The organism is Kitasatospora sp. NPDC101157 (genome assembly GCF_044768255.1).
Lineage (GTDB): Bacteria > Actinomycetota > Actinomycetes > Streptomycetales > Streptomycetaceae > Kitasatospora.
Genome location: NZ_JBIWPL010000012.1, coordinates 101,554 through 127,474, shown reverse-complemented (window position 1 = coordinate 127,474; position 25,921 = coordinate 101,554). Strand labels below are relative to the sequence as shown.

The window sequence follows — 25,921 nt, the reverse complement described above, 5'->3', positions numbered from 1 at the left end:
GTCCGGGTACGGACGGTCCTCGGGACGGGCCTCACTCGTTCGGGTGGTCCCGGCTGGACAAGTCGAGATTCGAACGTCTGAGCTAGTAGGCTGGCTGCCGCATCCTGGAAGAAGAACACCTCACACCGCAAGCCCTCTCGCCCCGGAGAAAGGCGCCAGAAGCAGTGGCCGACCGCCTCATCGTCCGCGGTGCTCGCGAGCACAACCTCAAGAACGTCTCGCTCGACCTGCCCCGCGACTCCCTCATCGTCTTCACGGGCCTCTCCGGCTCCGGCAAGTCCTCGCTCGCCTTCGACACGATCTTCGCCGAGGGCCAGCGCCGCTACGTGGAGTCGCTGTCCTCCTACGCCCGTCAGTTCCTCGGGCAGATGGACAAGCCCGACGTGGACTTCATCGAGGGCCTCTCCCCGGCCGTCTCGATCGACCAGAAGTCCACCAACCGCAACCCCCGTTCGACCGTCGGCACGATCACCGAGGTCTACGACTACCTGCGCCTGCTGTTCGCCCGGATCGGCAAGCCGCACTGCCCGCACTGCGGACGCCCGATCGCCAAGCAGTCGCCGCAGGCGATCGTCGACAAGGTGCTGGAGCTCGCCGAGGGCACCCGCTTCCAGGTGCTCAGCCCGGTGGTGCGCGAGCGCAAGGGCGAGTTCGTCGACCTCTTCGCCGACCTCCAGTCCAAGGGCTACTCCCGCGCCCGGGTCGACGGCGAGACGATCCAGCTCGCCGAGCCGCCGAAGCTGAAGAAGCAGGAGAAGCACACCGTCGAGGTGGTCGTCGACCGCCTGACCGTCAAGGAGAGCGCCAAGCGGCGGCTCACCGACTCGGTGGAGACGGCCCTGCGGCTGTCCGGCGGCATGGTGGTGCTCGACTTCGTCGACCTCCCCGAGGACGACCCGGAGCGCGAGCGGATGTACTCCGAGCACCTCTACTGCCCGTACGACGACGTGTCGTTCGAGGAGCTGGAGCCGCGCTCGTTCTCCTTCAACTCGCCGTTCGGCGCCTGCCCGGACTGCTCGGGCCTGGGCAACCGGATGGAGGTCGACCCGGAGCTGGTCGTGCCGGACCCGGAGCGCTCGCTGGACGAGGGCGCGATCCACCCGTGGTCGGCCGGGCACGCCAAGGACTACTTCCAGCGCCTGATCGACGCGCTCGCCGAGGAGCTCGGCTTCCGCACCGACATCCCCTGGGCCGGGCTGCCCGCCCGCGCCAAGAAGGCGCTGATGTACGGGCACAAGCACCAGGTGCAGGTCCGCTACCGCAACCGCTTCGGCCGCGAGCGCTCGTACAGCACCGGCTTCGAGGGCGCGGTGCCGTTCATCCAGCGCCGGCACACCGAGGCGGAGAGCGACAGCAGCCGCGAGCGCTTCGAGGGCTACATGCGCGAGGTGCCCTGCCCGACCTGCCAGGGCACCCGGCTCAAGCCGGTGGTGCTGGCGGTCACCGTCGAGGACAGGTCGATCGCCGACGTCTCCTCGATGTCGATCAGCGACTGCGCCGAGTTCCTGGGCGCGATGAAGCTCAACGACCGGGACAAGCAGATCGCCGAGCGGGTCCTCAAGGAGGTCAACGAGCGGCTGCGCTTCCTGGTCGACGTCGGCCTGGACTACCTCTCCCTGGACCGCGCGGCCGGCACCCTGTCAGGCGGCGAGGCCCAGCGCATCCGGCTGGCCACCCAGATCGGCTCCGGCCTGGTCGGCGTGCTGTACGTGCTGGACGAGCCGTCCATCGGCCTGCACCAGCGGGACAACCACCGGCTGATCGAGACGCTGGTGCGGCTGCGCGACATCGGCAACACCCTGATCGTGGTCGAGCACGACGAGGACACCATCAAGACCGCGGACTGGGTGGTCGACATCGGCCCGGGCGCCGGCGAGCACGGCGGCAAGGTGGTGCACTCCGGCTCGCTGAAGCAGCTGCTCGCCAACAAGGAGTCGCTGACCGGCCAGTACCTCTCCGGCAAGCGGTCCATCCCGATCCCGGCCGGCCGCCGTGACCGGGACAGGAAGCGCCAGCTGACGGTGCACGGCGCCCGCGAGCACAACCTCAAGGACGTCACGGTCGGCTTCCCGCTGGGCACCCTGACGGCGATCACCGGGGTCTCCGGCTCCGGCAAGTCGACCCTGGTCAACGACATCCTCTACACCCACCTCGCCCGGGAGCTGAACGGCGCCCGCAGCGTGCCCGGCCGGCACACCCGGATCACCGGCACCGACCTGGTGGACAAGGTGGTGCACGTCGACCAGTCGCCGATCGGCCGCACCCCGCGGTCCAACCCGGCCACCTACACCGGGGTGTTCGACCACGTCCGCCGGCTCTTCGCGGAGACCCAGGAGGCCAAGGTCCGCGGGTACCTCCCTGGCCGGTTCTCCTTCAACGTCAAGGGCGGCCGCTGCGAGAACTGCACCGGTGACGGCACCATCAAGATCGAGATGAACTTCCTGCCGGACGTCTACGTGCCGTGCGAGGTCTGCCACGGCGCCCGGTACAACCGGGAGACGCTGGAGGTCCACTACAAGGGCAAGTCCATCGCCGAGGTGCTGGACATGCCGATCGAGGAGGCGCTCGCCTTCTTCGAGGCCGTCCCCGCGATCGCCCGCCACCTGCGGACGCTCAACGACGTCGGCCTCGGCTACGTCCGGCTCGGCCAGTCCGCGCCGACGCTCTCCGGCGGCGAGGCGCAGCGCGTCAAGCTGGCCTCCGAGCTGCAGAAGCGCTCCACCGGGCGGACGGTCTACGTGCTGGACGAGCCGACCACCGGTCTGCACTTCGAGGACATCAGCAAGCTGATCAAGGTGCTCAGCGGGCTGGTCGACAAGGGCAACACGGTGATCGTGATCGAGCACAACCTCGACGTGATCAAGACTGCCGACTGGGTCGTCGACATGGGCCCCGAGGGCGGCTCCGGCGGCGGCACGGTCGTCGCCGAGGGCACCCCGGAGCAGATCGCGGCCGTCCCGGAGAGCCACACCGGCAAGTTCCTGCGGGACATCCTGCCGGGTGATTTCGCGGACGCCCCGGTCGCGGCACCGGCCAAGAAGGCCCCGCGCAAGCGGGCCACCGCCGCCAAGAAGTAGTCGCCCGCCCCGCCGCCCGCCCCCGCCGCTCCCGGGCCGCTCCGACCGTCGGAGACGTCCGGGAGCGGCGGGCGCGTGCGGCATAGACTTCCGTGGTCCCTCGCAGCAGCATCAACCCGTAGGAGCGCACCGATGTCCGAGGCACCCGAGACCAGCCCCGCCACCTCCCGGCGCACCCTGCTCTGCGGGGCCGCGGCCGTCCTGGCGGCGGGAGGCACCGTCGCGGTCACCGGCTGCAGTTCCTCCACCGGCTCCTCGGAGAAGAGCAGCGCGCCCCAGGGCCCGGTGGACCTCGGCCCGGCCTCGGCGATCCCGGAGGGCGGCGGCAAGGTCTTCCGCGAGCAGAAGATCGTGGTGACCCAGCCGACCGCCGGCCAGTACAAGGCCTTCAGCGCCAAGTGCACCCACGCCGGCTGCATCGTGGACCAGGTGCAGAAGGAGCAGATCCAGTGCCCCTGCCACGGCAGCCGGTTCGGCATCGCCGACGGCGCGGTGCAGGACGGCCCGGCCCCCAGCCCGCTGCCCGCCTACACCGTCACGGTCGAGGGCGGGAACCTCAAGGTGACCCCGAGCTGAAGCAGTTGAGCGCCTCCCCCTCGATCCCGTCCCCGCGGCCCCGACCGCACTCGGTACGGTGGAGCCATGGCTGACCCGAGCACCTACCGCCCGGCGCCGGGCGCGATCCCGGCCTCCCCGGGCGTCTACAAGTTCCGTGACGCCCACGGCCGGGTCATCTACGTCGGCAAGGCCAAGAGCCTGCGCCCGCGCCTGTCGTCCTACTTCCAGGACCTCGCCGGGCTGCACCCGCGTACCGCGACCATGGTCACCACCGCCGCCTCGGTGGAGTGGACCGTGGTCGCCACCGAGGTCGAGGCGCTCCAGCTGGAGTACTCCTGGATCAAGGAGTTCGACCCGCGGTTCAACGTCAAGTACCGCGACGACAAGAGCTATCCGGAACTCGCCGTCACCCTCAACGAGGAGTACCCGAGGGTCCAGGTGATGCGCGGGGCGCACAAGAAGGGCGTGCGCTACTTCGGTCCGTACGGGCACGCCTGGGCGATCCGCGAGACGGTCGACCTGCTGCTGCGGGTCTTCCCCGTACGCACCTGCTCCAACGGCGTGTTCAAGCGCGCCCGGCAGGTCGGCCGCCCCTGCCTGCTCGGCTACATCGGCAAGTGCGCCGCCCCCTGCGTCGGCCGGGTCTCGCCGGACGAACACCGTGAACTGGCCGAGGACTTCTGCGACTTCATGGCCGGGCGGACCGGCAACTACCTGCGCCGGCTGGAAGACCAGATGCAGGAGGCCGCCGCCGAGATGGAGTACGAGAAGGCGGCCCGGCTGCGGGACGACATCGGCGCCCTCAAGCGCGCGATGGAGAAGAACGCCATCGTGCTCGCCGACGCCACCGACGCCGACCTGCTGGCCGTCGCGGAGGACGAACTGGAGGCCGCCGTCCAGATCTTCCACGTCCGCGGCGGCCGGGTGCGCGGCCAGCGCGGCTGGGTCACCGACAAGGTCGAGGACGTCGACACCGCCGGACTGGTCGAGCACGCCCTCCAGCAGCTCTACGGTGGCGCCGCCGCGGAGGAGCGCAACGAGTCCGTCCCGCGCGAGGTGCTCGTCCCCGCCCTGCCCGAGCCGCTCGCCCCCGTCCGGGAGTGGCTGAGCGGCCTGCGCGGCAGCCAGGTCGACCTGCGCATCCCGCAGCGCGGCGACAAGAAGGACCTGATGGCCACCGTGCAGCGCAACGCCCAACAGGCGCTCGCCCTGCACAAGACCAAGCGCGCCTCGGACCTCACCACCCGCAGCCGCGCCCTCCAGGAGATCGCCGACGCGCTGGAGCTGGACTCCGTTCCGCTGCGCATCGAGTGCTACGACATCTCCCACCTCCAGGGCGAGGACGTGGTCGCCTCGATGGTCGTCTTCGAGGACGGCCTGGCCCGCAAGAGCGAGTACCGGCGCTTCCAGATCAGGGGCTTCGAGGGCCAGGACGACGTCCGCTCGATGCACGAGGTGATCAGCCGCCGCTTCCGCCGCTACCTCCAGGAGCGCGAGGAGACCGGTGAGTGGGCCGTCCCCGAGGAGCCCGACGACGACCAGCCGGCCGACGGCCCGCGCACCGAGGACGGCCGCCCCAAGCGCTTCGCCTACCCGCCGCAGCTGCTGGTGGTCGACGGCGGCCAGCCGCAGGTCGCCGCCGCCAAGCGGGCCCTGGAGGAACTGGGCATCGACGACGTCGCGCTGTGCGGACTGGCCAAGCGTCTGGAGGAGGTCTGGCTGCCCGGCGAGGACGACCCGGTCGTGCTGCCGCGCTCCAGCGAGGGCCTGTACCTGCTCCAGCGGGTGCGCGACGAGGCCCACCGCTTCGCGATCAGCTATCAGCGCAACAAGCGTTCCAAGCGACTCACCGCCGGGGAGCTGGACTCCGTCCCGGGCCTCGGCGAAACTCGCCGCCGGGCGCTGCTCAAGCACTTCGGCTCGCTGAAGAAGCTCCGGGCCGCCACCGTCGACGAGATCTGCGCGGTACCCGGCATCGGGCGCCGCACGGCGGAAACTGTTGCGGCGGCGTTGTCGTCCCGTACACCCGCCGCACCCGCGGTCAACACCGCGACCGGCGAGATCATCGAGGACGGGCCTGACCGGGCCGCCGAGCCGGTGGCCGCAGCACCCCAGACCGCACCATCCCAGGAGACGCCATGACGGCCGACGCCGCCCGTCCATCGGCGCGCCCCGAACCCGCCCGCCTGTCCGGGACGGGGAAGGGCGGCCGTGCCGTGCGCGTTCTCCCCAGCAGAAAGACCGAGAGCGGGGAACCGAAGTGACCGTGTCAGACGTGGCTGAGAACGCGCCGGAGCTGGTGATCATCTCCGGCATGTCCGGAGCCGGCCGCTCCACCGCCGCGAAGTGCCTGGAGGACCTGGGCTGGTTCGTGGTGGACAACCTGCCGCCGGCCCTGATCCCCACCATGGTCGACCTGGGCGCCCGCTCCCAGGGCAACGTCGCCCGGATCGGCGTGGTCGTGGACGTCCGCGGCCGCCAGTTCTTCGACGACCTGCTCACCTCGCTGGACGAGCTGGAGAAGCGCGGCGTCCGGCTCCGGGTGGTCTTCCTCGACTCCTCCGACGAGGCCCTGGTCCGCCGGTTCGAGAGCGTCCGCCGCCCGCACCCGCTGCAGGCCGACGGCCGGATCGTGGACGGCATCGCCCAGGAGCGCGACCTGCTGCGCGACCTGCGCGGTGAGGCGGACCTGGTGATCGACACCTCCAACCTCAACGTCCACCAGCTGCGCGCCAAGCTGGACGCCCAGTTCGCCGACCACGACGAGCCCGAGCTGCGCGCCACCGTGATGTCCTTCGGCTTCAAGTACGGCCTGCCGGTCGACGCCGACCTGGTGGTGGACTGCCGCTTCCTGCCGAACCCGCACTGGGTGCCCGAGCTGCGGGCCCGCACCGGCACCGACGCGGACGTCGCCGACTACGTGTTCCAGCAGCCCGGCGCCAACGAGTTCCTGAACGGCTACGCCGAGCTCCTCCGGATCGTTACCGAGGGCTACCGTCGGGAGGGGAAGCGCTACATGACGCTTGCCGTAGGCTGCACCGGTGGCAAGCACCGCAGCGTCGCCATGTCCGAGCGTCTGACCAAGCGTCTCATCGCCGACGGAGTCGAGACGGTGCTCGTCCACCGTGACATGGGTCGGGAGTAACCGCCGCCTTCCCTGCCGGGCCGCCGGCGGAGCCGGTTGGCGGGGCCGAGGAACGCGAGGTGAGTGTGGCGGGATACGTGCCCGGGCGGCAGCCGCAGAGCAGGACCGGCGAACGGGCGGGCAGCCCCTCGCCGAGCCGTCCGCGCAGCAGTCCCGCCCGGGCCAACCCGGCTCCCCGGATCACCGCGCTCGGCGGCGGCCAGGGCCTGTCCGCCTCGCTGTCCGCGCTGCGCCGGCTCACCAGCGACCTGACCGCCGTGGTCACCGTCGCCGACGACGGCGGCTCCAGCGGACGGCTGCGCGAGGAGCTGGGGGTGCTGCCGCCAGGCGACCTGCGCAAGGCGCTGGCCGCGCTGTGCGGGGACGACGACTGGGGCCGCACCTGGTCCGAGGTGATCCAGCAGCGCTTCACCGGCAACGGTGAGCTGGGCGGCCACGCGGTCGGCAACCTGTTGATCGTCGCGCTCTGGGAGAAGCTGGGCGACCCGGTCGCCGCGCTGGACTGGGTCGGACGGCTGCTGAACGTCCAGGGCCGGGTGCTGCCGATGTCGGCGGTGCCGCTGGACATCGAGGCGACCGTGCGCGGCCACGACCCGGCGCGTCCGGGTGAGGTCTCGGCCGTCCGCGGCCAGGCCAGCGTGGCGGTCACCCCGGGCACCGTGCAGTCGATCCGGCTGCTGCCGGACGAGCCGCCGGCCGTGCCGGAGGCGGTCACGGCGGTCCGGGAGGCGGACTGGGTGGTGCTGGGCCCCGGCTCCTGGTTCACCAGCGTGCTGCCGCACCTGCTGGTGCCCGAGCTGGCCAAGGCGCTGATGGAGACCCGCGCCCGCCGTCTGCTCACCCTGAACCTGGCCCCGCAGCCCGGCGAGACCGAGGGCTTCACCCCCCAGCGCCACCTGGAGGTCATCGCCGACCACGCTCCCGGCCTCGTGGTGGATGCGATCCTGGTGGACGAGCGCGCCGTCACGGGCGGCGCCTTCGGGCAGGCCGACCTGGCCGGTCTGGAGAAGGCCGCCGAACGGATGGGTGCCGCACTGGTGCTCGGTACGGTGGCCCGCACCGACGGCACCCCGCGACACGACCCCGAGCTGTTGGCGGCCGCGTACGACCGGATTTTCCGGACACATGGAAGGATCGGGCCATGGCGATGACTCCAGCGGTGAAGGACGAGATCAGCCGGCTCCCGGTCACCCGGGCCTGCTGTCGCAAGGCGGAGGTGTCGGCGATCCTGCGGTTCGCGGGCGGACTGCACATCGTGAGCGGCCGCATCGTGATCGAGGCGGAGCTGGACACCGGGGCGGCGGCGCGGCGGCTGCGCAAGGACCTGCTGGAGATCTTCGGGCATTCCTCCGACCTCGTGGTGATGGCGCCCGGCGGGTTGCGGCGCGGCAGCCGCTTCGTCGTCCGGGTGGTCAAGGACGGCGAGCTGCTCGCCCGCCAGACCGGTCTGGTGGACGGTCGCGGCCGTCCGATCCGGGGCCTGCCCCCGGCGGTCGTCTCCGGGGCCACCTGCGACGCCGAGGCCGCCTGGCGCGGGGCCTTCCTGGCGCACGGCTCGCTCACCGAGCCGGGTCGCTCCTCCTCGCTGGAGATCACCTGCCCCGGCTCCGAGGCGGCGCTGGCGCTGGTCGGCGCGGCCCGTCGGCTCGGCATCCCGGCCAAGGCCCGCGAGGTGCGCGGGGTGGACCGGGTGGTCATCCGCGACGGTGACGCGATCGGCGCGCTGCTGACCCGGCTGGGGGCGCACGAGTCGGTGCTCGCCTGGGAGGAGCGCCGGATGCGGCGCGAGGTCCGGGCCACCGCGAACCGGCTGGCCAACTTCGACGACGCCAACCTGCGCCGCTCGGCCCGGGCCGCGGTCGCGGCCGGCGCCCGGGTGGCCCGCGCCCTGGAGATCCTCGGCGAGGAGGTGCCCGAGCACCTGGCCGCGGCCGGTCAGCTGCGGATGCAGCACAAGCAGGCCTCGCTGGAGGAGCTGGGCGCACTCGCCGACCCGCCGCTGACCAAGGACGCGGTGGCTGGCCGGATCCGCCGCCTGCTGGCGATGGCCGACAAGCGCGCGGCCGAGCTCGGCCTGCCGAGCACCGAGGCCAACCTGACCGACGAGATGGCGCTCAACTGATCCACCGGGTGCAAGGGCCGGTGTCCGGATTCCGGGGCACCGGCCGTCGTCGTGTCCGGGGCCGGACGGGAGCGGACGGCGAACCGAAATTGGTCAAGACCACTTGACCAGGACCGACGGACGGGGTCGGCAGGGACGGCGGGCCCGGGATCGCGCCACGCCACGTCTTGCCTGATGGCGCGATGTGCCCTCCCAGGCCCGGGAGAGGTAGGGTCGTAGGCGGTCGGGGACTTCCCAAATCTCATCCCCGTCGGCTCAGCGCCGGCGTACCTAACGAGGAGATCGGTTCGTGACGATCCGGGTAGGCATCAACGGCTTCGGCCGCATCGGCCGCAACTTCTTCCGCGCCGTCAAGGCCCAGGGCGCGGACATCGAGATCGTCGGTGTCAACGACCTCACCGACACGAAGACCCTGGCTCACCTGCTCAAGTACGACACCACCCTGGGCACCTTCCCGGGCGAGGTCTCGCACACCGAGGACAGCATCACCGTCGACGGCCACACCTTCAAGGTGACCGCCGAGCGTGACCCGGCCAACCTGCCGTGGGCCGCCCTGGGCGCCGACATCGTCGTCGAGTCCACCGGCATCTTCACCAAGGCCGAGGCCGCGAAGAAGCACCTCACCGCCGGCGCCAAGAAGGTCATCATCTCGGCGCCCGCCACCGACGAGGACGTCACCATCGTCCTGGGTGTCAACGACGACAAGTACGACGCCGCCAACCACCACGTCATCTCCAACGCCTCCTGCACCACCAACTGCGTGGCGCCGATGGCCAAGGTGCTGAACGAGAGCTTCGGCATCGTCAAGGGCCTGATGACCACCGTCCACGCGTTCACCAACGACCAGGTCACCCTGGACTTCCCGCACAAGGACCTGCGCCGTGCTCGTGCGGCGAGCCAGAACATCATCCCGACCTCGACGGGTGCCGCCAAGGCGACCGCCCTGGTCCTGCCGGAGCTGAAGGGCAAGCTGGACGGCACCTCGCTGCGCGTCCCGGTCCCGACCGGCTCGATCACCGACCTGGTCGTCACCCTGGAGCGCGAGGTCACCAAGGACGAGGTCAACGCGGCCTTCCAGAAGGCCGCGCAGGAGGGCCCGCTCAAGGGCATCCTGGCCTACACCGAGGACCCGATCGTCTCCTCGGACATCGTCAACGACCCCGCCTCCTGCATCTTCGACTCCAGCCTGACCATGGTCCAGGGCAACCAGGTCAAGGTGCTCGGCTGGTACGACAACGAGTGGGGCTACTCGAACCGCGTCGTCGACCTGGTCACCCTCGTCGGTGGCCAGCTCTGACGGTGTGGGAGCTGACGTGATGTAGGGGCGAGGGCCCGGACGGCGAAACGTGCCGACCGGGCCCTCGCTCTGCGTACAAGGACTTCTCAGGCGGCCCCTGCGCCGTGCCGCCTCTGCGCATCAACCATCTCCCCAGGAGACCGAAGAACCCGTGAAGACCATCGAAGACCTGGACGTCGCCGGCAAGCGCGTCTTCGTACGCGCCGACCTGAACGTTCCGCTGTCGGACGGCCGGATCACCGACGACGGCCGGATCCGCGCCGTCGCCCCGACCATCGCCAAGCTCGTCGAGCGCGGCGCCAAGGTCGTCGTCGCCTCCCACCTCGGCCGTCCCAAGGGCGCGCCGGACCCGCAGTTCTCGCTCGCGCCGGTGGCCGAGCGCCTCGGCGAGATCCTCGGCAAGCCGGTCGCCTTCGCCGCCGACACCGTGGGCGAGTCCGCGAAGTCCGCCGTGGCCGCGCTGGCCGACGGCGAGGTCGTGCTGCTGGAGAACCTGCGCTTCAACGCCGGTGAGACCAGCAAGGACGACGCCGAGCGCAAGGCCTTCGCCGAGCAGCTGGCCGCCCTGGCGGACCTGTACGTCGGCGACGGCTTCGGCGCCGTGCACCGCAAGCACGCCTCGGTGTACGACCTGCCGGGCCTGCTGCCGCACGCCGCCGGCGACCTGATCGCCACCGAGGTCGGCGTGCTGAAGAAGCTCACCGAGGACGTCAAGCGCCCGTACGTCGTCGTGCTCGGCGGCGCCAAGGTGTCGGACAAGCTCGGCGTGATCGACAACCTGCTGAAGAAGGCCGACCGGATCCTGATCGGCGGCGGCATGGCGTACACCTTCCTCAAGGCCAAGGGCCACGAGGTCGGCATCTCGCTGCTGCAGGAGGACCAGATCCCGACCGTCCTGGGCTACCTGGCCGAGGCCGAGGAGCGGGGCGTCGAGTTCGTCCTGCCCGTGGACGTCCTGGTCTCCGCGGAGTTCCCGGACCTCAAGGGCAAGACCCCGGCGAACTACGAGGTCGTCGGCTCGGACGCGATCCCGGCCGACAAGGAGGGCCTGGACATCGGCCCGAAGACCCGCGAGCTCTACGCGGCGAAGCTGGCCGACGCCGGCACGGTGTTCTGGAACGGCCCGATGGGCGTCTTCGAGCACCCGGACTACGCGAACGGCACCAAGGCCGTCGCGCAGGCCCTGACCGACAGTGCGGCGTTCACCGTGGTCGGTGGCGGCGACTCCGCCGCGGCCGTCCGCATCCTGGGCTTCGACGAGACGAAGTTCGGGCACATCTCGACCGGCGGTGGCGCGAGCCTTGAGTACCTGGAGGGCAAGACCCTTCCCGGTCTCGCCGCCCTGGAAGGCTGAAGGCATGACTGAGCGTCTCCCGCTGATGGCGGGCAACTGGAAGATGAACCTCAACCACCTTGAGGCCATCCAGCACACCCAGAAGCTGGCCTTCGCGCTGGCCGACAAGGACTACGAGGCCGTCGAGGTCGCCGTCCTGGTGCCGTTCACCGACCTGCGGTCGGTGCAGACCCTGGTCTTCGGCGACAAGCTGAAGATCAAGTACGGCTCGCAGGACATCTCGCAGCACGACGGCGGCGCCTACACCGGCGAGGTCTCCGGCCCGATGCTGGCCAAGCTGCAGTGCACCTACGCGGTGATCGGCCACTCGGAGCGCCGCCAGTACCACGGCGAGAACGAGGAGATCGTCAACGCCAAGGTCAAGGCCGCCTACCGGGCCGGGGTCACCCCGATCCTCTGCGTCGGCGAGCCGCTGGAGATCCGCAAGGCCGGCACCCACGTCGAGTACACCCTGGCCCAGCTGGACGGCGCCCTGGAGGGCGTCACCGCCGACCAGGCCGAGTCGATCGTGGTCGCGTACGAGCCGGTCTGGGCGATCGGCACCGGCGAGGTGGCCACCCCGGAGGACGCGCAGGAGGTCTGCGCCGCCATCCGCGGGCGGATCGCCGAGCTGTACGACGCCGAGCTGGCCGACAAGGTCCGCGTGCTGTACGGCGGTTCGGTCAAGGCGTCGAGCGCGGCCGGCCTGATGGCCAAGCCCGACATCGACGGCGGTCTGATCGGCGGTGCCTCGCTGGACGCCGACGAGTTCGTCAAGATCGTGCGCTACCGTGAGCAGGCAGTAGGCTAACGCCGCCGCAGCAACGTAGGCTTTGGGGCCGGACCGCCGTACGCGGCCCGGCCCCTTCGCCGAAGATACGAGAGAGTTGGTCCCGCCGTGGTTCTCGGGTTCTCGATTGCCCTGATCGTCTTCAGCCTGCTGATGATCCTCCTGGTGCTGCTGCACAAGGGGAAGGGCGGCGGCCTGTCGGACATGTTCGGCGGCGGCGCGATGTCGACCGGCGGCGGTTCGGCGGTGGCCGAGCGCAACCTGGACCGCATCACGATCGTGGTCGGCATCGGCTGGTTCGCGTGCATCCTGGTGCTGGGCCTGGTCCTGAAGTACAAGAGCTGACACAACCCTGACGCCCCGTCGCCCGAGCGCCTATCCTTGGACGGTCGGGGCGGAGGCGATGGTGGCGGAAGCTTAAGTCCTGCTTACACTAGGACGACTTTCGCCACCGGCGCGCACCGCGGCGGGTCGGCGCACCAGCACGCAGGGAGTCAGACCGTGGCAAGTGGCAACGCCATCCGTGGCAGCAGGGTCGGGGCCGGCCCGATGGGGGAGGCGGAGCGCGGCGAGTCCGCTCCGCGCAACCGGATCTCCTTCTGGTGCGCCAACAAGCACGAGACCCGGCCCAGCTTCGCCGCCGAGGCCGTCATCCCGGACACCTGGGACTGCCCGCGCTGCGGCTTCCCGGCCGGCCAGGACGAGCACAACCCGCCGGCGCCCTCGCGCAACGAGCCCTACAAGACCCACCTCGCCTACGTCCGTGAGCGGCGCACCGACGCCGACGGCGAGGCGATCCTCGCGGAGGCGCTGGCCAAGCTGCGCGGCGAGATCTGACCGGGCCGAGCGCCGGAGAAGCAGGAAGGGCGCCCACCGTCGAACGACGGTGGGCGCCCTTCGGCGTCGTACAGGCTAGGCCGAGGCCGGCGGGTACAGCTGGGCGGGGATCCGCTCGGCGGCGGCGCGGTCCAGCAGCCACAGGGTGCGGCTGCGGCCGTACGCGCCGGAGGCGGGCGCCTGCAGTTCGCCGGGGCCGGACAGGGCCAGCGCGACCGCGCCCGCCTTGTCCTCTCCGGCGGCCAGCAGCCAGACCTCGCGGGCGGCCCGGATCGCCGGGAGGGTGAGCGAGATCCGGGTCGGCGGGGGCTTGGGGGCCCCGCGCACGCCGACCACGGTCAGCTCGGTCTCCCGCACGCCCGGGTGCTCCGGGAAGAGCGAGGCGATGTGGGTGTCCGGTCCGACGCCGAGCAGCAGCACGTCGAAGGCCGGGACGCCGAGCCGGTCGCCCGGTCCGGCGGCCTCGGCCAGCTCCTGCGCGTAGCGGGCGGCCGCGGCCTCCACGTCGGAGCCGTCCTCCCCGTCCGAGGCGGGCATCTCGTGCACCCGTGCCGGGTCGAGCGGGACGGCGTCCAGCAGTTCGGCGCGGGCCTGGACGGCGTTGCGGTCACCGTCGGCGGCGGGCACGAAGCGCTCGTCGCCCCACCAGAGGTCCAGCCGGCCCCAGTCGACCGCGTCGCGCGCCGGGGAGGCGGCGATCGCGGCCAGCAGGGCGTTGCCGTTGCGGCCGCCGGTGAGCACCACCGAGGCGGTGCCGCGGGCGGCCTGGGCGTCCACGATCCGGGTGATCAGCCGGGCCGCGGCCGCCTGGGCCATCAGCTCCTTGTCCCGGTGGACGACCAGCTGCGGAGTGGCCCTGGTCATTCGCCGTCCTTGGTGGCGGCGCGCTTGCCGGCGGCCTTCTTCGCGGCGGGCTTCTTCCCAGCCTCGACGGCCCCGACCGGTCCGCCCGGCCCGCCGTCCGCGTCGGCCACCGAGGCCTCGACCGCCTGGGCGATCTGCTCGGCGGCCGCCGGGACGGTGTCGTCGTGCTCGCGCAGCCGCTCGACGGGCGTGCGCACGGCCGTCGAGTAGATGTCGTCCGGGTCCAGCCGGCGCAGCTCCTCGGCGATCAGCTCCGAGGTCTCGCGCCGCTTGAGCGCCACCTGGCGGTCCGGCGAGCCGGGCATGGAGAGCATGCCCATCAGGCCGTCCGGGCGGTCCAGGGTGATGTCCCCGTCCTTGGTGCGCAGGCGCACCGCGGTGATGCCGGGGCCGCCGGTGACGACCCGCTCGACCGGCACGTGCAGCCGGTTGAGCAGCCACAGGCCGAGCAGCTCCACGCTGGGGTTGTAGGACTCGCCCTCGACCGCCGCGGAGACGATGGTGGACGGCCGCTGGTCCAGCGCGGCGGCCAGCATCGAGCGCCAGCCGGTGAGCCGGGTCCAGGCCAGGTCGGTGTCGCCCGGGGTGTAGCTCTGGGCGCGCTGGGCGAGCTGGCCGACGGGGGACTCGGCGGTGACCGCGTCGGTGATCCGGCGCTGGGCGAGCGCGCCCAGCGGGTCCTGGGCCGGGTGCAGCGGCGCGTTGTCCGGCCACCAGACCACGGTCGGGGCGTCCGGCAGCAGCAGCGGCAGGACGACCGACTGGGCGTGCGCGGCGAGTTCGCCGTGCATGCGCAGGACAACCGTTTCGCCCGAGCCCGCGTCCGAGCCGACCAGGATCTCGGCGTCCAGCCGGGTCTCCGCGCGGGCCCGGGGCGAGCGCCCGGCGCGCTTGATCACCGCGAGGGTGCGCATCGGGTGCTCGCGGGAGGCGTCGTTGGCGGCCTTGAGGGCGTCGTAGGCGCTGCCCTCGTCGGTCACGATCACCAGGGTGAGCACCATGCCGGCGGCGGTGGAGCCGCTGGCCCGGCGCGCCTCCATCAGCGCGGCGTTGATCTTGCTGGACGTCGTGTTGGTGAGGTCGATCTTCATGGCCGGCGCCAGCTCCTGCCGTCTCGTGCGAGCATCTCGTCAGCCTCGGCGGGGCCCCAGGTGCCCGCCGCGTACTGGGCGGGCTTGCCGTGGGTGTCCCAGTACCGCTCGATCGGGTCGAGGATCTGCCAGGAGAGCTCGACCTCCTGGTGGCGCGGGAACAGGTTGGCGTCGCCGAGCAGCACGTCGAGGATGAGCCGCTCGTACGCCTCCGGGCTGGACTCGGTGAAGGACTCGCCGTAGGCGAAGTCCATCGTGACGTCCCGGACCTCGAAGGAGGTGCCCGGCACCTTGGAGCCGAACCGCACCGTCACGCCCTCGTCCGGCTGGACCCGGATGACCAGGGCGTTCTGCCCCAGCTCCTCGGTCGCGTAGGAGTCGAACGGCAGGTACGGGGCGCGCTGGAAGACCACCGCGATCTCGGTGACCCGGCGGCCCAGCCGCTTGCCGGTGCGCAGGTAGAACGGGACGCCCGCCCAGCGGCGGTTGTTGATCTCCAGCTTGATGGCCGCGTAGGTGTCGGTCTTGGACTCGGGGTCGATGCCGTCCTCGTCCAGGTAGCCGACGACCTCCTCGCCGCCCTGCCAGCCGGCCGCGTACTGGCCGCGCACGGTGTGCCGGCCGAGGTCGGCCGGGAGCTTGACGGCGCTGAGCACCTTGAGCTTCTCGGCCACCAGCGCCTTCGGGTGGAAGGACGCCGGCTCCTCGATGGCGGTGAGCGCCATCAGCTGGAGCAGGTGGTTCTGGATGACGTCACGGGCGGAGCCGATGCCGTCGTAGTAGCCGGCCCGGCCGCCGATGCCGATGTCCTCGGCCATGGTGATCTGCACGTGGTCGACGTAGGACCGGTTCCAGATCGGCTCGAACATCTGGTTGGCGAAGCGCAGCGCCAGGATGTTCTGGACCGTCTCCTTGCCCAGGTAGTGGTCGATCCGGAAGACCTCGTCCCGGGGGAAGACCTCGTGGACGACCTTGTTGAGCTCCTGGGCGCTCTCCAGGTCGTGGCCGAAGGGCTTCTCGATGACGGCGCGGCGCCAGGAGCCCTGCGGCGGGTCGGCCAGGCCGTGCTTCTTGAGCTGCTGGACGACGGTCGGGAAGAACTTCGGCGGGACGGACAGGTAGAAGGCGAAGTTGCCGCCGGTGCCCTGGGCCTTGTCCAGCTCCTCGATGGTCTCGCGGAGCTTGTCGAAGGCGTCGTCGTCGTCGAAGGTGCCGTGGACGAAGCGCATGCCCTTGGCGAGCTGCTGCCAGACCTCTTCCCGGAACGGGGTGCGGGCGTGCTCCTTGACCGCGTCGTGGACCTCCTGGGCGAAGTCCTCGTTGTCCCACTCGCGGCGGGCGAACCCGACCAGGGAGAAGCCCGGCGGCAGCAGACCGCGGTTGGCCAGGTCGTAGATGGCCGGCATCAGCTTCTTGCGCGACAGGTCGCCGGTGACCCCGAAGATGACCAGGCCGGACGGCCCCGCGATGCGCGGGAGCCGCCGGTCGGAGGGGTCACGAAGCGGGTTGACGGGGGAGGGCGGGAGGTCGTCCGCGTCCGATTCCGACGTCAACTCGGGGAAATCAGTGCTCACTTGGTGTGCTCCGCTTTCGTGCGCCGATTGTGTGAGCGGGGGTCACTTCTCGGTGGCGAAGGAAGCCAGCGAGGCGGTGACGGTGTCGAGCAGCTCCTGCCAGGACTGCTCGAACTTCTGCACGCCCTCGTCCTCCAGGACCTGGACCACGTCGTCGTAGTCCACGCCGGCGGCCGCGACGGCGTCCAGGACGGCCTTGGCGTCGGCGTAGTTGGGGACGATGGTGTTGCCGCTGACCACGCCGTGGTCGGCGGCGGCGTCCAGGGTGGCCTCGGGCATGGTGTTGACGGTGCCCGGGGCGACCAGCTCGGTGACGTACAGGGTGTCCGGCAGGGCCGGGTCCTTGACGCCGGTCGAGGCCCACAGCGGGCGCTGCGGCTTGGCGCCGGCGGCCTCCAGGGCCTTCCAGCGGGCATTGCCGGCGGTCTTGCCGTCGACCGAGCCGAAGACCTCCTCGTACGCCTGGTAGGCGAGGCGGGCGTTGGCCAGGGCGGCCTTGGAGCGCAGGTCCTTGGCGTCGCCGCCGATCTTGTCCAGGCGCTTGTCGATCTCGGTGTCGACGCGGGACACGAAGAAGGAGGCGACCGACTCGATCTGGGAGAGGTCCAGGCCCTTGGCCTTGGCGGTCTCCAGGCCGGTCAGGTAGGCGTCGATGACGGCCTTGTAGCGCTCCAGGGAGAAGATCAGCGTGACGTTGACGCTGATGCCCAGGCCGATGACCTCGCTGATGGCGGGCAGGCCGGCCTCGGTGGCGGGGATCTTGATGAAGACGTTCGGGCGGTCGACCAGCCACCACAGCTGCTTGGCCTCGGCCACGGTCGGGGCGGTCTCGTGGGCCAGGCGGGGGTCGACCTCGATGGAGACCCGGCCGTCGCGGCCGTTGGAGGCGTCGTAGACCGGACGCAGCACATCGGCGGCGTCGCGCACGTCCGAGGTGGTGATCATGCGGATCGCCTCCTCGGTGGTGACCTTGCGGACGGCGAGGTCACGCAGCTGGCCGTCGTAGGAGGTGTCGCCGCTGCCGGCGATGGCCTTCTGGAAGATGGTCGGGTTGGTGGTGACACCCACCACGTGCTTGTTCTGCACCAGCTCGGCCAGGTTGCCGGAGTTCAGCCGCTTGCGGCTGAGGTCGTCCAGCCAGATCGCAACGCCTTCGTCGCTGAGGCGCTTCAGTGCGTCAGTCATGGTGCTTCAGTCCTTCTTCTGCTTCGTGGGGTAGTCAGAGGGGCCGCGTACCCGCGTGCGGGCGAGGTACGCGGCCGGAGCGGAACTAGCGGTTGACGGCTTCGAGGGCGCGCAGGGCGTTGTGCGCCTCCGCGATCACGCGCTCGGCGGTCAGGCCGAACTCCTCGAACAGCACCTTGTAGTCGGCGGAGGCACCGAAGTGCTCCAGCGAGACGATCCGGCCGTGGTCGCCGACCAGCTCGCGCCAGCCCTGGGCGATGCCGGCCTCGACCGAGACGCGGGCCTTGACCGACGGCGGCAGCACGCTGTCGCGGTAGGCCTGGTCCTGCTCCTGGAACCACTCGAAGGACGGGACGGAGACCACCCGGGTCGGGACGCCCTCGGCCTCCAGGGCCTCGCGGGCCTGGACGGCCAGCTGGACCTCGGAACCGGTGCCCAGAAGGATCACCTGCGGGTCGCCGGTGGAGGCCTCGGCCAGCACGTAGGCGCCCTTGGCGGTGCCCTCGGCGGAGGCGAAGACCTCGCGGTCGAAGGTCGGGACGTTCTGGCGGGTCAGCGCCAGGCCGACCGGGCCGGGGTGGCTGGTCTGGCGCTCGATGATCGTGCGCCAGGCGACGGCCGTCTCGTTGGCGTCGGCCGGGCGGACCATGGACAGGCCCGGGATGGCACGCAGCGAGGCCATGTGCTCGACCGGCTGGTGGGTCGGGCCGTCCTCGCCGAGGCCGATCGAGTCGTGCGTCCAGACGTAGGTGACCGGCAGCTTCATCAGCGCGGCCAGGCGGACGGCGGGGCGCATGTAGTCGGCGAAGACCAGGAAGGTGCCGCCGTAGACGCGGGTCTTCCCGTGCAGGGCGATGCCGTTCATGGTGGAGCCCATGGCGTGCTCGCGGATGCCGAAGTGGATCGTCCGGCCGTACGGGCTGGCGGACTTCAGCGGGTTGCCCTCGGGGAGGAAGGAGCTGTCCTCGTCGATGGTGGTGAGGTTGGACTCCGCGAGGTCGGCCGAGCCGCCCCACAGCTCCGGGATCACCGCGCCGAGCGCCTTGAGGGTCTCGCCGGAGGCCTTGCGGGTGGCGACGTCCTTGCCGGCCGGGAAGGTCGGAACGGCCTTCTTCCAGCCCTCGGGCAGCTCGCCGGCCTGGATGCGGGCGAACTCGGCGGCCCGGTGCGGGTTGGCGGCGCGCCAGGCGTCGAAGCTCTGCTGCCACTGGTCGCGGGCGGCCTTGCCGCGCTTGATGACCTTGCGGGCGTGCTCGATGACCTGGTCGCTGACCTCGAAGGTCTTCTCCGGGTCGAAGCCCAGGACCTTCTTGGTGGCGGCGATCTCGGCGGCGCCGAGCGCGGAGCCGTGCGCCTTGGCGGTGTTCTGGGCGTCCGGGGCCGGCCAGGCGATGATCGTGCGCATCGCGATGATCGACGGGCGGGACGTCTCGGCCTTGGCGGCGGCCAGCGCACCGGCGAGGGCCTCGACGTCGACGTCGCCGTTGGCCTTCGGGATGACGCGCTGGACGTGCCAGCCGTACGCCTCGTAGCGCTTGAGGACGTCCTCGGAGAAGGCGGTCTCGGTGTCGCCCTCGATCGAGATGTGGTTGTCGTCGTAGAGGGCGACCAGGTTGCCCAGCTTCTGGTGGCCGGCCAGCGAGGAGGCCTCGGCGGAGATGCCCTCCTCCAGGTCGCCGTCGGAGACGATGGCCCAGATGGTGTGGTCGAAGGGGGACTCCCCGGCGGCCGCCTCCGGGTCGAACAGACCGCGCTCGTAGCGGGCGGCCATCGCCATGCCGACCGCGTTGGCGATGCCCTGGCCGAGCGGGCCGGTGGTGGTCTCCACGCCCGCGGTGTGGCCGTGCTCCGGGTGGCCGGGGGTGCGGCTGCCGGCCACTCGGAACGCCTTGAGGTCGTCCAGTTCCAGGCCGTAGCCGGAGAAGTAGAGCTGGGTGTAGAGCGTCAGGCTGGTGTGCCCGGGGGAGAGGACGAAGCGGTCGCGGCCGACCCAGGCCGGGTCGGTCGGGTCGTGGCGAAGGAAGCGCTGGAAGATCAGGTAGGCAGCGGGGGCCAGGGACATGGCCGTCCCGGGGTGCCCGTTCCCGACCTTCTGGACAGCGTCCATCGCGAGGACGCGCGCCGTGTCAACCGTGCGCTCATCCAGGTCGCTCCACTCGAATGCGTTCGTCGGCGCAGTGCTCACCCTGTCTCAGGGCTCCTTCCATTGTGAAGAGTGACCCCGTGAATGGGGACCGGGTCGGCCACGGCGCTGTGGTCCCGACTGTGGATGGTGCCGGTCACGGAGGGTAGATCCCGCTTCTGCGTGCGAGCCTACCGTCCGGGCCGGGGCTCACCCTCCGTGCCGGGACAACCGGGATTTCCGCATGGTGATTCCCACTAGGGCGGTCCGACATGTTTTGTCCCAGGCTCTCCCGGTTTGCACGGGCGCGCCGCCCGGGTGGTCGGGACGGGTTGCGGGGTCGCGCCGGAGCCGCTTCGTGGCTTCACCCAGTCGGCTCACCCGGGGGTGTGCGATCCGCCTCGCCGGGGGACCCCGGAGCCGGATGGGATATATGGAGCGTCTAAGGTGGCGTGGTACGCGCAGAGCGGACGATTCGGGACCCTTCGTTCCTGTGGACGCCTGCGAGGATTCATCTTCAGTTGGGGTGTTAGTGACCGCCGTCGAAACCCGTCCCGCCGGGGTCACCGGGGCGACTCCTGCGCACCGGCCCATCGGGGCCCGTGTCGGCGCCTTCGTCGCACTGACCAAGCCGCGCATCATCGAGCTGCTGCTGATGAGCACCGTGCCGGTGATGTTCCTGGCCCAACAGGGCGTGCCGAACATGCTCTTGGTGCTGAAGGTCGTGGTCGGCGGTTACCTCTCGGCGGGCGGCGCCAACGCCCTCAACATGTACATCGACCGCGACATCGACGCCCTGATGTCCCGCACCGAGCGCCGGCCGATCGTCACCGGGATGGTGTCGCCGCGCGAGGCGCTGGTCTTCGGCATCACGCTCGGGATCGTCTCCACCCTGCTGCTCGGCATCGGCGTCAACTGGCTCTCCGCCGGACTGGCGCTCGGCGCGCTGCTGTTCTACGTGTTCGTCTACACGCTGGGGCTCAAGCGGCGCACCTCGCAGAACATCGTCTGGGGCGGCATCGCGGGCTGCATGCCGGTGCTGATCGGCTGGTCCTCGGTGACCAACTCGGTGTCCTGGGCGGCCGTCGCGCTCTTCCTGGTGGTCTTCTTCTGGACTCCGCCGCACACCTGGGTGCTGTCGATGAAGGTGCGCGACGACTACGAGCGGGCCGGGGTGCCGATGCTCCCGGTCATCAAGGGCAACGTGGCGGTCGGCAAGCAGGTCGTCGCCTACTCCTGGGTGATGGTGGCGGTCTCGCTGGCGGTCTGGCCGCTGGGGCACATGAGCTGGCTGTACCCCGTCGCCGCGGTGCTGCTCGGCGGCTTCTGGCTGCGCGAGGCGCACGCCCTGTACGGGCGGGCGAAGGCCGGGATCGTGGGCGCCAAGCTGAAGGAGATGCGGCTGTTCCACTGGTCGATCACCTACCTGTCGCTGCTGTTCGTGGTGTGCGCGATCGATCCGTTCGTGAAGTAAGGCTGTTGTCTTGGGAAGAGCCCCGGTCCTGGGCGGACCGGGGCTCTTCGCGTTTCAGCGGGACGGGAGTTCCGACGGGCCGACGTGGCCGTCCAGCCAGTCCCGCAGCGGTTGGGAGGCGCGCAGGAAGTCGACGATCCGGGTGTGGGCGGCGCGCGTGCCCAGCCACTTCGCGGGCTCCCAGTCCTGCCAGGCCACCAGGCCCTTGTGGCGCAGCAGCTCGATCCTGGGGTGGTCCTTGGGGTAGCCGCGCGGGGCCGACTTGAGGGAGTCGCGGCCGTGGACCCGCGGACCGGCCTGTTCCACCCGGGCGATCACCCGCTCCAGCTCGGCGCCGCTGACGTCCTCGGCGACGGCGGCGCGGTAGCGCTCCAGCTGGTCGGGGGCCAGCTGGTACATGCCGTTGGCGCAGGCCAGGCCGTCGGCGGAGAGCTGGACGTAGCCGCCGGACTCCAGGTGCGCGCCGATGTGCGTCTTGTACGGGGACTTGTCGGCGCTGAAGCGGACGTCCCGGTTGGGGCGGAAGATCTTCCCCGGCCCGAACTCCGGCTCCAGCTCGGCCAGCAGCGCCTCCATCGGGGCCCGTACGGCGGTGTCGTACTGCTCCTTGTGGGCCTGCCAGAAGGTCTTCGAGTTGTCGGCTTCGAGGTGCTCGTAGAAGTCCAGCGCCTCGCTCGGCCAGCCTTTGAACGTCATGTTCCGAGTATGTGTCCCGGTGCACAGGGCGCTCCCGTCGCGAGGTCGCGTACCGGTGGGTAGCATGCGGGCATGAGCGAGCGAAGTGAGCGAATCATCGAAAGGCGCGCATGGGCGAATGCCCCTGGCGAGCGAAGCGAGGCGGGCGCATGAGCAGCGCATCGACCGCCACCGCCGCCGCGCCGGACGCCCGTACCGAGCGCCGCGCCAAGCGCATCGCCAAGCACCTGACCAGCTTTGCCCAGCAGCACGGCGGCAGCGCCGACGCGGTCGTCGAGTACGTCGGCGCCGTGGCCACCCGCATCGTCGTGGTCGGCGCGGACGGCGCCTGGGGCGACCAGGTCGCCCCGACCTACGCCGTCGGCCGCCGGGCCGCGGAGCTGGCGGGCCTGACCCTGCACGAGAACTTCGAGGGCGAGCTGGGGCTGAAGGTGAAGACCAGCGCGTACGAGTGGAAGCGCATGGCCGGCATCCAGCTCGGCGGCTGACCGCTCCTGGTTCGAACGCCGACGGCCCGGCTCCTCCTAGGTGGGGAAGCCGGGCCGTTTTCGCTGGTCAGGGGCGCCGGACGGCCCGGCGAAGGGTAGCGCTACGGTACGCGCATGCACGTCATCGTTGTCGGTATCCGCACGCTCGTGAACGCGATAGTCGACGGCGACCCGCTGTGGCCCGCGGTGACGCTCTTCCTGCTGTCCTTCCCCCTCGCGATCGGTGTCGCGCTGATCCGCGCCCGTCGCCGGCCGCAGTAGCCCCTCCGGCGACGGCTCGGTCGCCGGGCCCTTACGGGAGCGGGTGACGAACGGGCTGGGCGGGGCGGTCGAGCCAGGCCCACTGTCTGTTCGCGGTGACGGTGAGGCCGAAGCGGTCGGGGGTCGGGCGGTTGTTGTGCTGCCACCAGTGGTGGGCGGCCTCGATCTCGCCCCAGAGGCGGCGGGGGCCGTGCTGCCAGACGGTGAAGCGCTTGTTCTGGCGGCCGTCGTGGTCGACGGCCGCCCAGGAACGGGCATCGGTGGTGGCGACCCAGAGCCGGGCGGCGACGCCGTCGACGCCCGGCTCGTCCTCCCAGGCGGTCCACACGTCGCCCAGCCGTAGGCCGAGGGCGAAGCGGGCCTCCCAGTGGTCGCCGGTGACTTCCCATGGCGGGAGCACCGTTTCGGACTCGTCCGGGACGTGATCGTCCTGGACGACGTCGCGGAAGATCCGCAGGTCCTGCCGGTGGTTGCGCATCAGCATGAACGCGGAGTGGGGGCTGAAGTGGCCCTGGGCGCGGTCGCGTTCGACGGTGAGCTTGAGCAGGCCCCAGCAGAGCATGGGGCTGTCCCAGGGGGTGAGGACGATGCCGCCGGGCCGGGTCTGTTCGATCCAGGCCCAAGGGACGTGGCGGACCGAGCAGGTGGAGATGATCCGGTCGTAGGGGAGGCGGTGGGGCCAGCCCAGGGATCCGTCTCCGCAGATCAGGTCCACGTCCAGGCCGGCCGCGTTCAGGGCGGCCCAGGCCTGCTCGGAGACCTCGGAGTCGATCTCGATCGAGGTGACGTGGCCGGAGCCGAGGCGGTGGGCGAGGAGGGCGGCGTTCCAGCCGGTGCCGGTGCCGATCTCCAGGACGTTCATCCCGGGCCGGACGTCGAGGTCGCGGAGCATGCGGACGACGATCGAGGGGGCGGAGGCGGAGGAGGAGGGCCAGGCATCGGCCGGGTCGGCCGATGCCTGGCCGTCGTTGACCTGGGTGATGACGGGCGCGTCCGAGTAGGCCGCCTCGAACCAGCGGTCGTGGTCGGTGGAGAGGTCGCACGGCTCGTAGCCGCCGTCGTCGTTCTCCAGCCAGATCCGCTCGGGCAGGAAGCGGTGGCGGGGAGTTGCTGTGATCGCTGCTTGCCACTCGCGGGGGACCGGGCCGTCGAGCGCTTCGCCGACGGCCCGGAGCAGGCCGCGCACGGCGGCCTGCTCCGGTCGATGCACGGGGTCCGTCACTTGTCGCCCTCGTCCTTCTTGTGCTTCGGCTCGGGCGCCGGCCGGGATCCGTCGGGGGACGGCTTGCTCGTGCCGGGGTCCTTCTTACCGCCGTGCTTGCCGCCGCTGGACTTGTCTGTTCCCCAACCCATGGTTCCTCCTTGTGTGTTGATGAGTGATGGTCATCCCGACCGCGCCGCTGGATCGGCGGCGCGGCCGGGAGTTCAGCGGGATCGGTTGATCAGTACGAGGGCCGCGATGACGACATGCAGCCCGGCCGCGACGGACACGCCGTAGGCGGCCCAGATCCGGGTGGGATCGGGGATGGACGGTGGCGACGGCGGTGCATCGTCGGGGGCGTAAGTGTCCTGCGGAGATTGCCGGTTCACCGGGGGATCGGCGCGGGAGTCGCGAGGTCGGCGTGGACGACCTTGCCGAACGGGAGGGGCGTGACACCCCAGCGGCCGTGAGTGAGCCGGTGGACCATTTCCAGGCCACGGCCCGACGTGGCGTCGGGCCGGGCCTGGACCATCACGGGCATCGACCGGGAACCGTCACCGACGAGGATGCGGACGGTGCGGTCGGTCGGACGGCGGACGCCGACGAGCATGCGGGTCTGGCAGCCGGTCTTGATGGAGTTGGTGACCAACTCGCTGACGATGACGGCGGCGTCGTCGACCAGGTTGTCGAGCCCCCAGCCCCGCAGCTGCGTGCACACGAAGCGCCGAGCGGCACCCACCGACTCCGGCCGGTACGGCAGGCAGACAGATGCCGTCTTGGCGCTCATGTCTGGGTTCGACTGGGCAACTGGCGGCGGACTGGCCGTGAGAGCCGCTTGGTTGGGCCTCAGTGGGGCCTCGAATCCGGACGGCTTTGGACGCGTCTGTCCTGAAGGCATGGAAGCTCCGAAGGTTGCTCGGCGCAATCGGCGCCTCACCTGGTGTAGCCATGGTGGCGCGCTTTCCCTTACGATTGCCAGGCCTCAACCTTCACTGTTCTGCCATGTCACAGAGGGGGAGCAGCAGTGGAATCGAACGAATATGACGAGTCGTCATCTCTGGCGATCCGGTTCGGGAACGAGCTCCGCAGGTTGCGAAGGGCGAGGGGCTGGTCGCAGGCCCACCTCGGCAAGCTGATGGGCTACTCGCACGGCATGGTCTCGTACGTCGAACGGGGGAAGAAGCCCGCCACTCTCAAATTCGCGGTGAAAGCCGATGAGGTGTTCGAAACTGGCGGCACCTTCATGGAGTTGTGGCGGATGTACTCCCGCGCTTCGCTGCTGGAGGGGTTCCCCGAGTACGCGCTCCACGAGACCCGGGCCACCGAGATCCGCCACTTCGAGCCGGGCATCGTGCCCGGACTGCTCCAGACTCCGGACTACGCCGAGGCGTTCGCCTCCGCCGCCGTTCGACGCGGCAGCATCGATGAGAAGCAGGCACTGGAACGGCTGGACTTCCTCGTCACCCGCCAGCGGCTGATCGACCGGCACCCGGCTCCTCGTCTCCACTTCGTCCTGGACGAAGGCGCGCTGCGGCGGACCGTCGGAGGGCCGGACGTCATGGCACGGCAGTTGGAGCACCTCGAAGCCCTCGCCGCCCGCCCGAACGTCACGATCCAGGTCGCTCCGTTCTCGCTCGCGGAAGAACTGCCGTTCACCATGGTCATTACGCTGCTGACCATGCCGGGTCGAACACTCCTGGCATACTCGGAGTGCCAGTTGCGCGGCTTCCTCGCACGGGACAACGCGACTACTCGGGCCTGGGAGCGGGACTACCACCAGCTCCAGGTGGAAGCCCTGTCGAAGGC

24 protein-coding genes are annotated in these 25,921 nt (G+C 70.9%); 15 read left to right on the top strand and 9 right to left on the bottom strand.

The window, feature by feature from the left end; genetic code table 11:
* The first annotated feature begins 164 nt into the window (after positions 1-164).
* The 11 genes from uvrA to ACIRVF_RS23520 all read left to right on the top strand — a co-directional run bounded on the left by uvrA (position 165) and on the right by ACIRVF_RS23520 (position 13,159).
* On the top strand, positions 165-3,077 hold the full coding sequence (uvrA, locus tag ACIRVF_RS23570; RefSeq protein WP_402821029.1) for an excinuclease ABC subunit UvrA: 2,913 nt from the start codon (positions 165-167) through the stop codon (positions 3,075-3,077).
* 132 nt (positions 3,078-3,209) lie between these two features.
* The gene (locus ACIRVF_RS23565; protein ID WP_402821026.1) at positions 3,210-3,653 is read left to right on the top strand and encodes a Rieske (2Fe-2S) protein; all 444 of its coding nucleotides are present in this window, start codon (positions 3,210-3,212) and stop codon (positions 3,651-3,653) included.
* A gap of 66 nt (positions 3,654-3,719) precedes the next feature.
* Positions 3,720-5,777, top strand: a complete 2,058-nt coding sequence (gene uvrC, locus ACIRVF_RS23560; protein WP_402821023.1) for an excinuclease ABC subunit UvrC — start codon at positions 3,720-3,722, stop codon at positions 5,775-5,777.
* Between the two features lie 118 nt (positions 5,778-5,895).
* On the top strand, positions 5,896-6,780 hold the full coding sequence (gene rapZ, locus ACIRVF_RS23555; RefSeq protein WP_270143324.1) for an RNase adapter RapZ: 885 nt from the start codon (positions 5,896-5,898) through the stop codon (positions 6,778-6,780).
* A 65-nt stretch (positions 6,781-6,845) separates the two neighbouring features.
* A complete protein-coding gene (yvcK, locus tag ACIRVF_RS23550; protein WP_402821281.1) occupies positions 6,846-7,931 on the top strand; it encodes a uridine diphosphate-N-acetylglucosamine-binding protein YvcK in 1,086 nt (361 codons plus the stop codon).
* The gene (gene whiA / locus ACIRVF_RS23545; RefSeq protein WP_030288283.1) at positions 7,922-8,902 is read left to right on the top strand and encodes a DNA-binding protein WhiA; all 981 of its coding nucleotides are present in this window, start codon (positions 7,922-7,924) and stop codon (positions 8,900-8,902) included. Before yvcK ends, whiA begins: the two co-directional genes overlap by 10 nt.
* Before the next feature lie 289 nt (positions 8,903-9,191).
* On the top strand, positions 9,192-10,199 hold the full coding sequence (gene gap, locus ACIRVF_RS23540) for a type I glyceraldehyde-3-phosphate dehydrogenase (protein ID WP_396536304.1): 1,008 nt from the start codon (positions 9,192-9,194) through the stop codon (positions 10,197-10,199).
* A 151-nt stretch (positions 10,200-10,350) separates the two neighbouring features.
* Positions 10,351-11,553, top strand: a complete 1,203-nt coding sequence (locus ACIRVF_RS23535) for a phosphoglycerate kinase (RefSeq protein WP_402821017.1) — start codon at positions 10,351-10,353, stop codon at positions 11,551-11,553.
* A gap of 4 nt (positions 11,554-11,557) precedes the next feature.
* Positions 11,558-12,343: a triose-phosphate isomerase gene (gene tpiA, locus ACIRVF_RS23530; RefSeq protein WP_402821014.1), complete on the top strand. Its 786-nt coding sequence runs from the start codon at positions 11,558-11,560 to the stop codon at positions 12,341-12,343.
* An 87-nt stretch (positions 12,344-12,430) separates the two neighbouring features.
* Positions 12,431-12,667: a preprotein translocase subunit SecG gene (gene secG, locus ACIRVF_RS23525; RefSeq protein ID WP_030288291.1), complete on the top strand. Its 237-nt coding sequence runs from the start codon at positions 12,431-12,433 to the stop codon at positions 12,665-12,667.
* A 204-nt stretch (positions 12,668-12,871) separates the two neighbouring features.
* Positions 12,872-13,159, top strand: coding sequence for an RNA polymerase-binding protein RbpA (locus ACIRVF_RS23520; protein ID WP_030308030.1), 288 nt, complete (start codon positions 12,872-12,874; stop codon positions 13,157-13,159).
* Between the two features lie 75 nt (positions 13,160-13,234).
* Here ACIRVF_RS23520 and pgl read toward each other — a convergent pair whose 3' ends face one another.
* The 5 genes from pgl to tkt all read right to left on the bottom strand — a co-directional run bounded on the left by pgl (position 13,235) and on the right by tkt (position 20,058).
* Complete coding sequence (gene pgl / locus ACIRVF_RS23515; RefSeq protein WP_402821011.1) at positions 13,235-14,023, bottom strand: 6-phosphogluconolactonase; 789 nt, start codon at positions 14,021-14,023, stop codon at positions 13,235-13,237.
* Complete coding sequence (gene opcA / locus ACIRVF_RS23510; protein ID WP_402821008.1) at positions 14,020-15,114, bottom strand: glucose-6-phosphate dehydrogenase assembly protein OpcA; 1,095 nt, start codon at positions 15,112-15,114, stop codon at positions 14,020-14,022. The genes pgl and opcA overlap by 4 nt, the downstream gene beginning before the upstream one ends.
* Entirely contained in the window at positions 15,111-16,667 is a 1,557-nt protein-coding gene (gene zwf / locus ACIRVF_RS23505; RefSeq protein ID WP_402821278.1) for a glucose-6-phosphate dehydrogenase, read from the bottom strand. Before zwf ends, opcA begins: the two co-directional genes overlap by 4 nt.
* Positions 16,668-16,730: 63 nt before the next feature.
* On the bottom strand, positions 16,731-17,873 hold the full coding sequence (tal, locus tag ACIRVF_RS23500) for a transaldolase (RefSeq protein ID WP_402821005.1): 1,143 nt from the start codon (positions 17,871-17,873) through the stop codon (positions 16,731-16,733).
* Between the two features lie 85 nt (positions 17,874-17,958).
* On the bottom strand, positions 17,959-20,058 hold the full coding sequence (gene tkt, locus ACIRVF_RS23495; protein WP_402821002.1) for a transketolase: 2,100 nt from the start codon (positions 20,056-20,058) through the stop codon (positions 17,959-17,961).
* A 463-nt stretch (positions 20,059-20,521) separates the two neighbouring features.
* On the opposite strand from tkt, the gene ACIRVF_RS23490 reads away from it, so the two are divergent.
* Positions 20,522-21,469, top strand: a complete 948-nt coding sequence (locus tag ACIRVF_RS23490) for a heme o synthase (protein WP_402820999.1) — start codon at positions 20,522-20,524, stop codon at positions 21,467-21,469.
* Positions 21,470-21,523: 54 nt separating this feature from the next.
* On the opposite strand, the gene ACIRVF_RS23485 is transcribed toward ACIRVF_RS23490, so the two are convergent.
* Positions 21,524-22,165: a DUF2461 domain-containing protein gene (locus tag ACIRVF_RS23485; protein ID WP_402820996.1), complete on the bottom strand. Its 642-nt coding sequence runs from the start codon at positions 22,163-22,165 to the stop codon at positions 21,524-21,526.
* A gap of 149 nt (positions 22,166-22,314) precedes the next feature.
* On the opposite strand from ACIRVF_RS23485, the gene ACIRVF_RS23480 reads away from it, so the two are divergent.
* Complete coding sequence (locus ACIRVF_RS23480) at positions 22,315-22,653, top strand: hypothetical protein (protein WP_402820994.1); 339 nt, start codon at positions 22,315-22,317, stop codon at positions 22,651-22,653.
* Positions 22,654-22,767: 114 nt separating this feature from the next.
* Positions 22,768-22,914, top strand: a complete 147-nt coding sequence (locus ACIRVF_RS23475; RefSeq protein WP_402820991.1) for a hypothetical protein — start codon at positions 22,768-22,770, stop codon at positions 22,912-22,914.
* Positions 22,915-22,945: 31 nt separating this feature from the next.
* On the opposite strand, the gene ACIRVF_RS23470 is transcribed toward ACIRVF_RS23475, so the two are convergent.
* The 3 genes from ACIRVF_RS23470 to ACIRVF_RS23460 form a co-directional block, all read right to left on the bottom strand.
* On the bottom strand, positions 22,946-24,136 hold the full coding sequence (locus ACIRVF_RS23470; RefSeq protein ID WP_402820989.1) for a methyltransferase domain-containing protein: 1,191 nt from the start codon (positions 24,134-24,136) through the stop codon (positions 22,946-22,948).
* Positions 24,133-24,267 (bottom strand): hypothetical protein, encoded by a 135-nt coding sequence (locus tag ACIRVF_RS23465; RefSeq protein ID WP_402820987.1) that lies wholly within the window; start codon positions 24,265-24,267, stop codon positions 24,133-24,135. The genes ACIRVF_RS23470 and ACIRVF_RS23465 overlap by 4 nt, the downstream gene beginning before the upstream one ends.
* Before the next feature lie 233 nt (positions 24,268-24,500).
* Complete coding sequence (locus tag ACIRVF_RS23460; protein WP_402820985.1) at positions 24,501-24,902, bottom strand: ATP-binding protein; 402 nt, start codon at positions 24,900-24,902, stop codon at positions 24,501-24,503.
* A gap of 237 nt (positions 24,903-25,139) precedes the next feature.
* Between ACIRVF_RS23460 and ACIRVF_RS23455 the strand changes: the two genes are divergently transcribed.
* The coding region (locus ACIRVF_RS23455) for a Scr1 family TA system antitoxin-like transcriptional regulator (RefSeq protein ID WP_402820982.1) at positions 25,140-25,921 on the top strand (782 nt) is incomplete at its 3' end.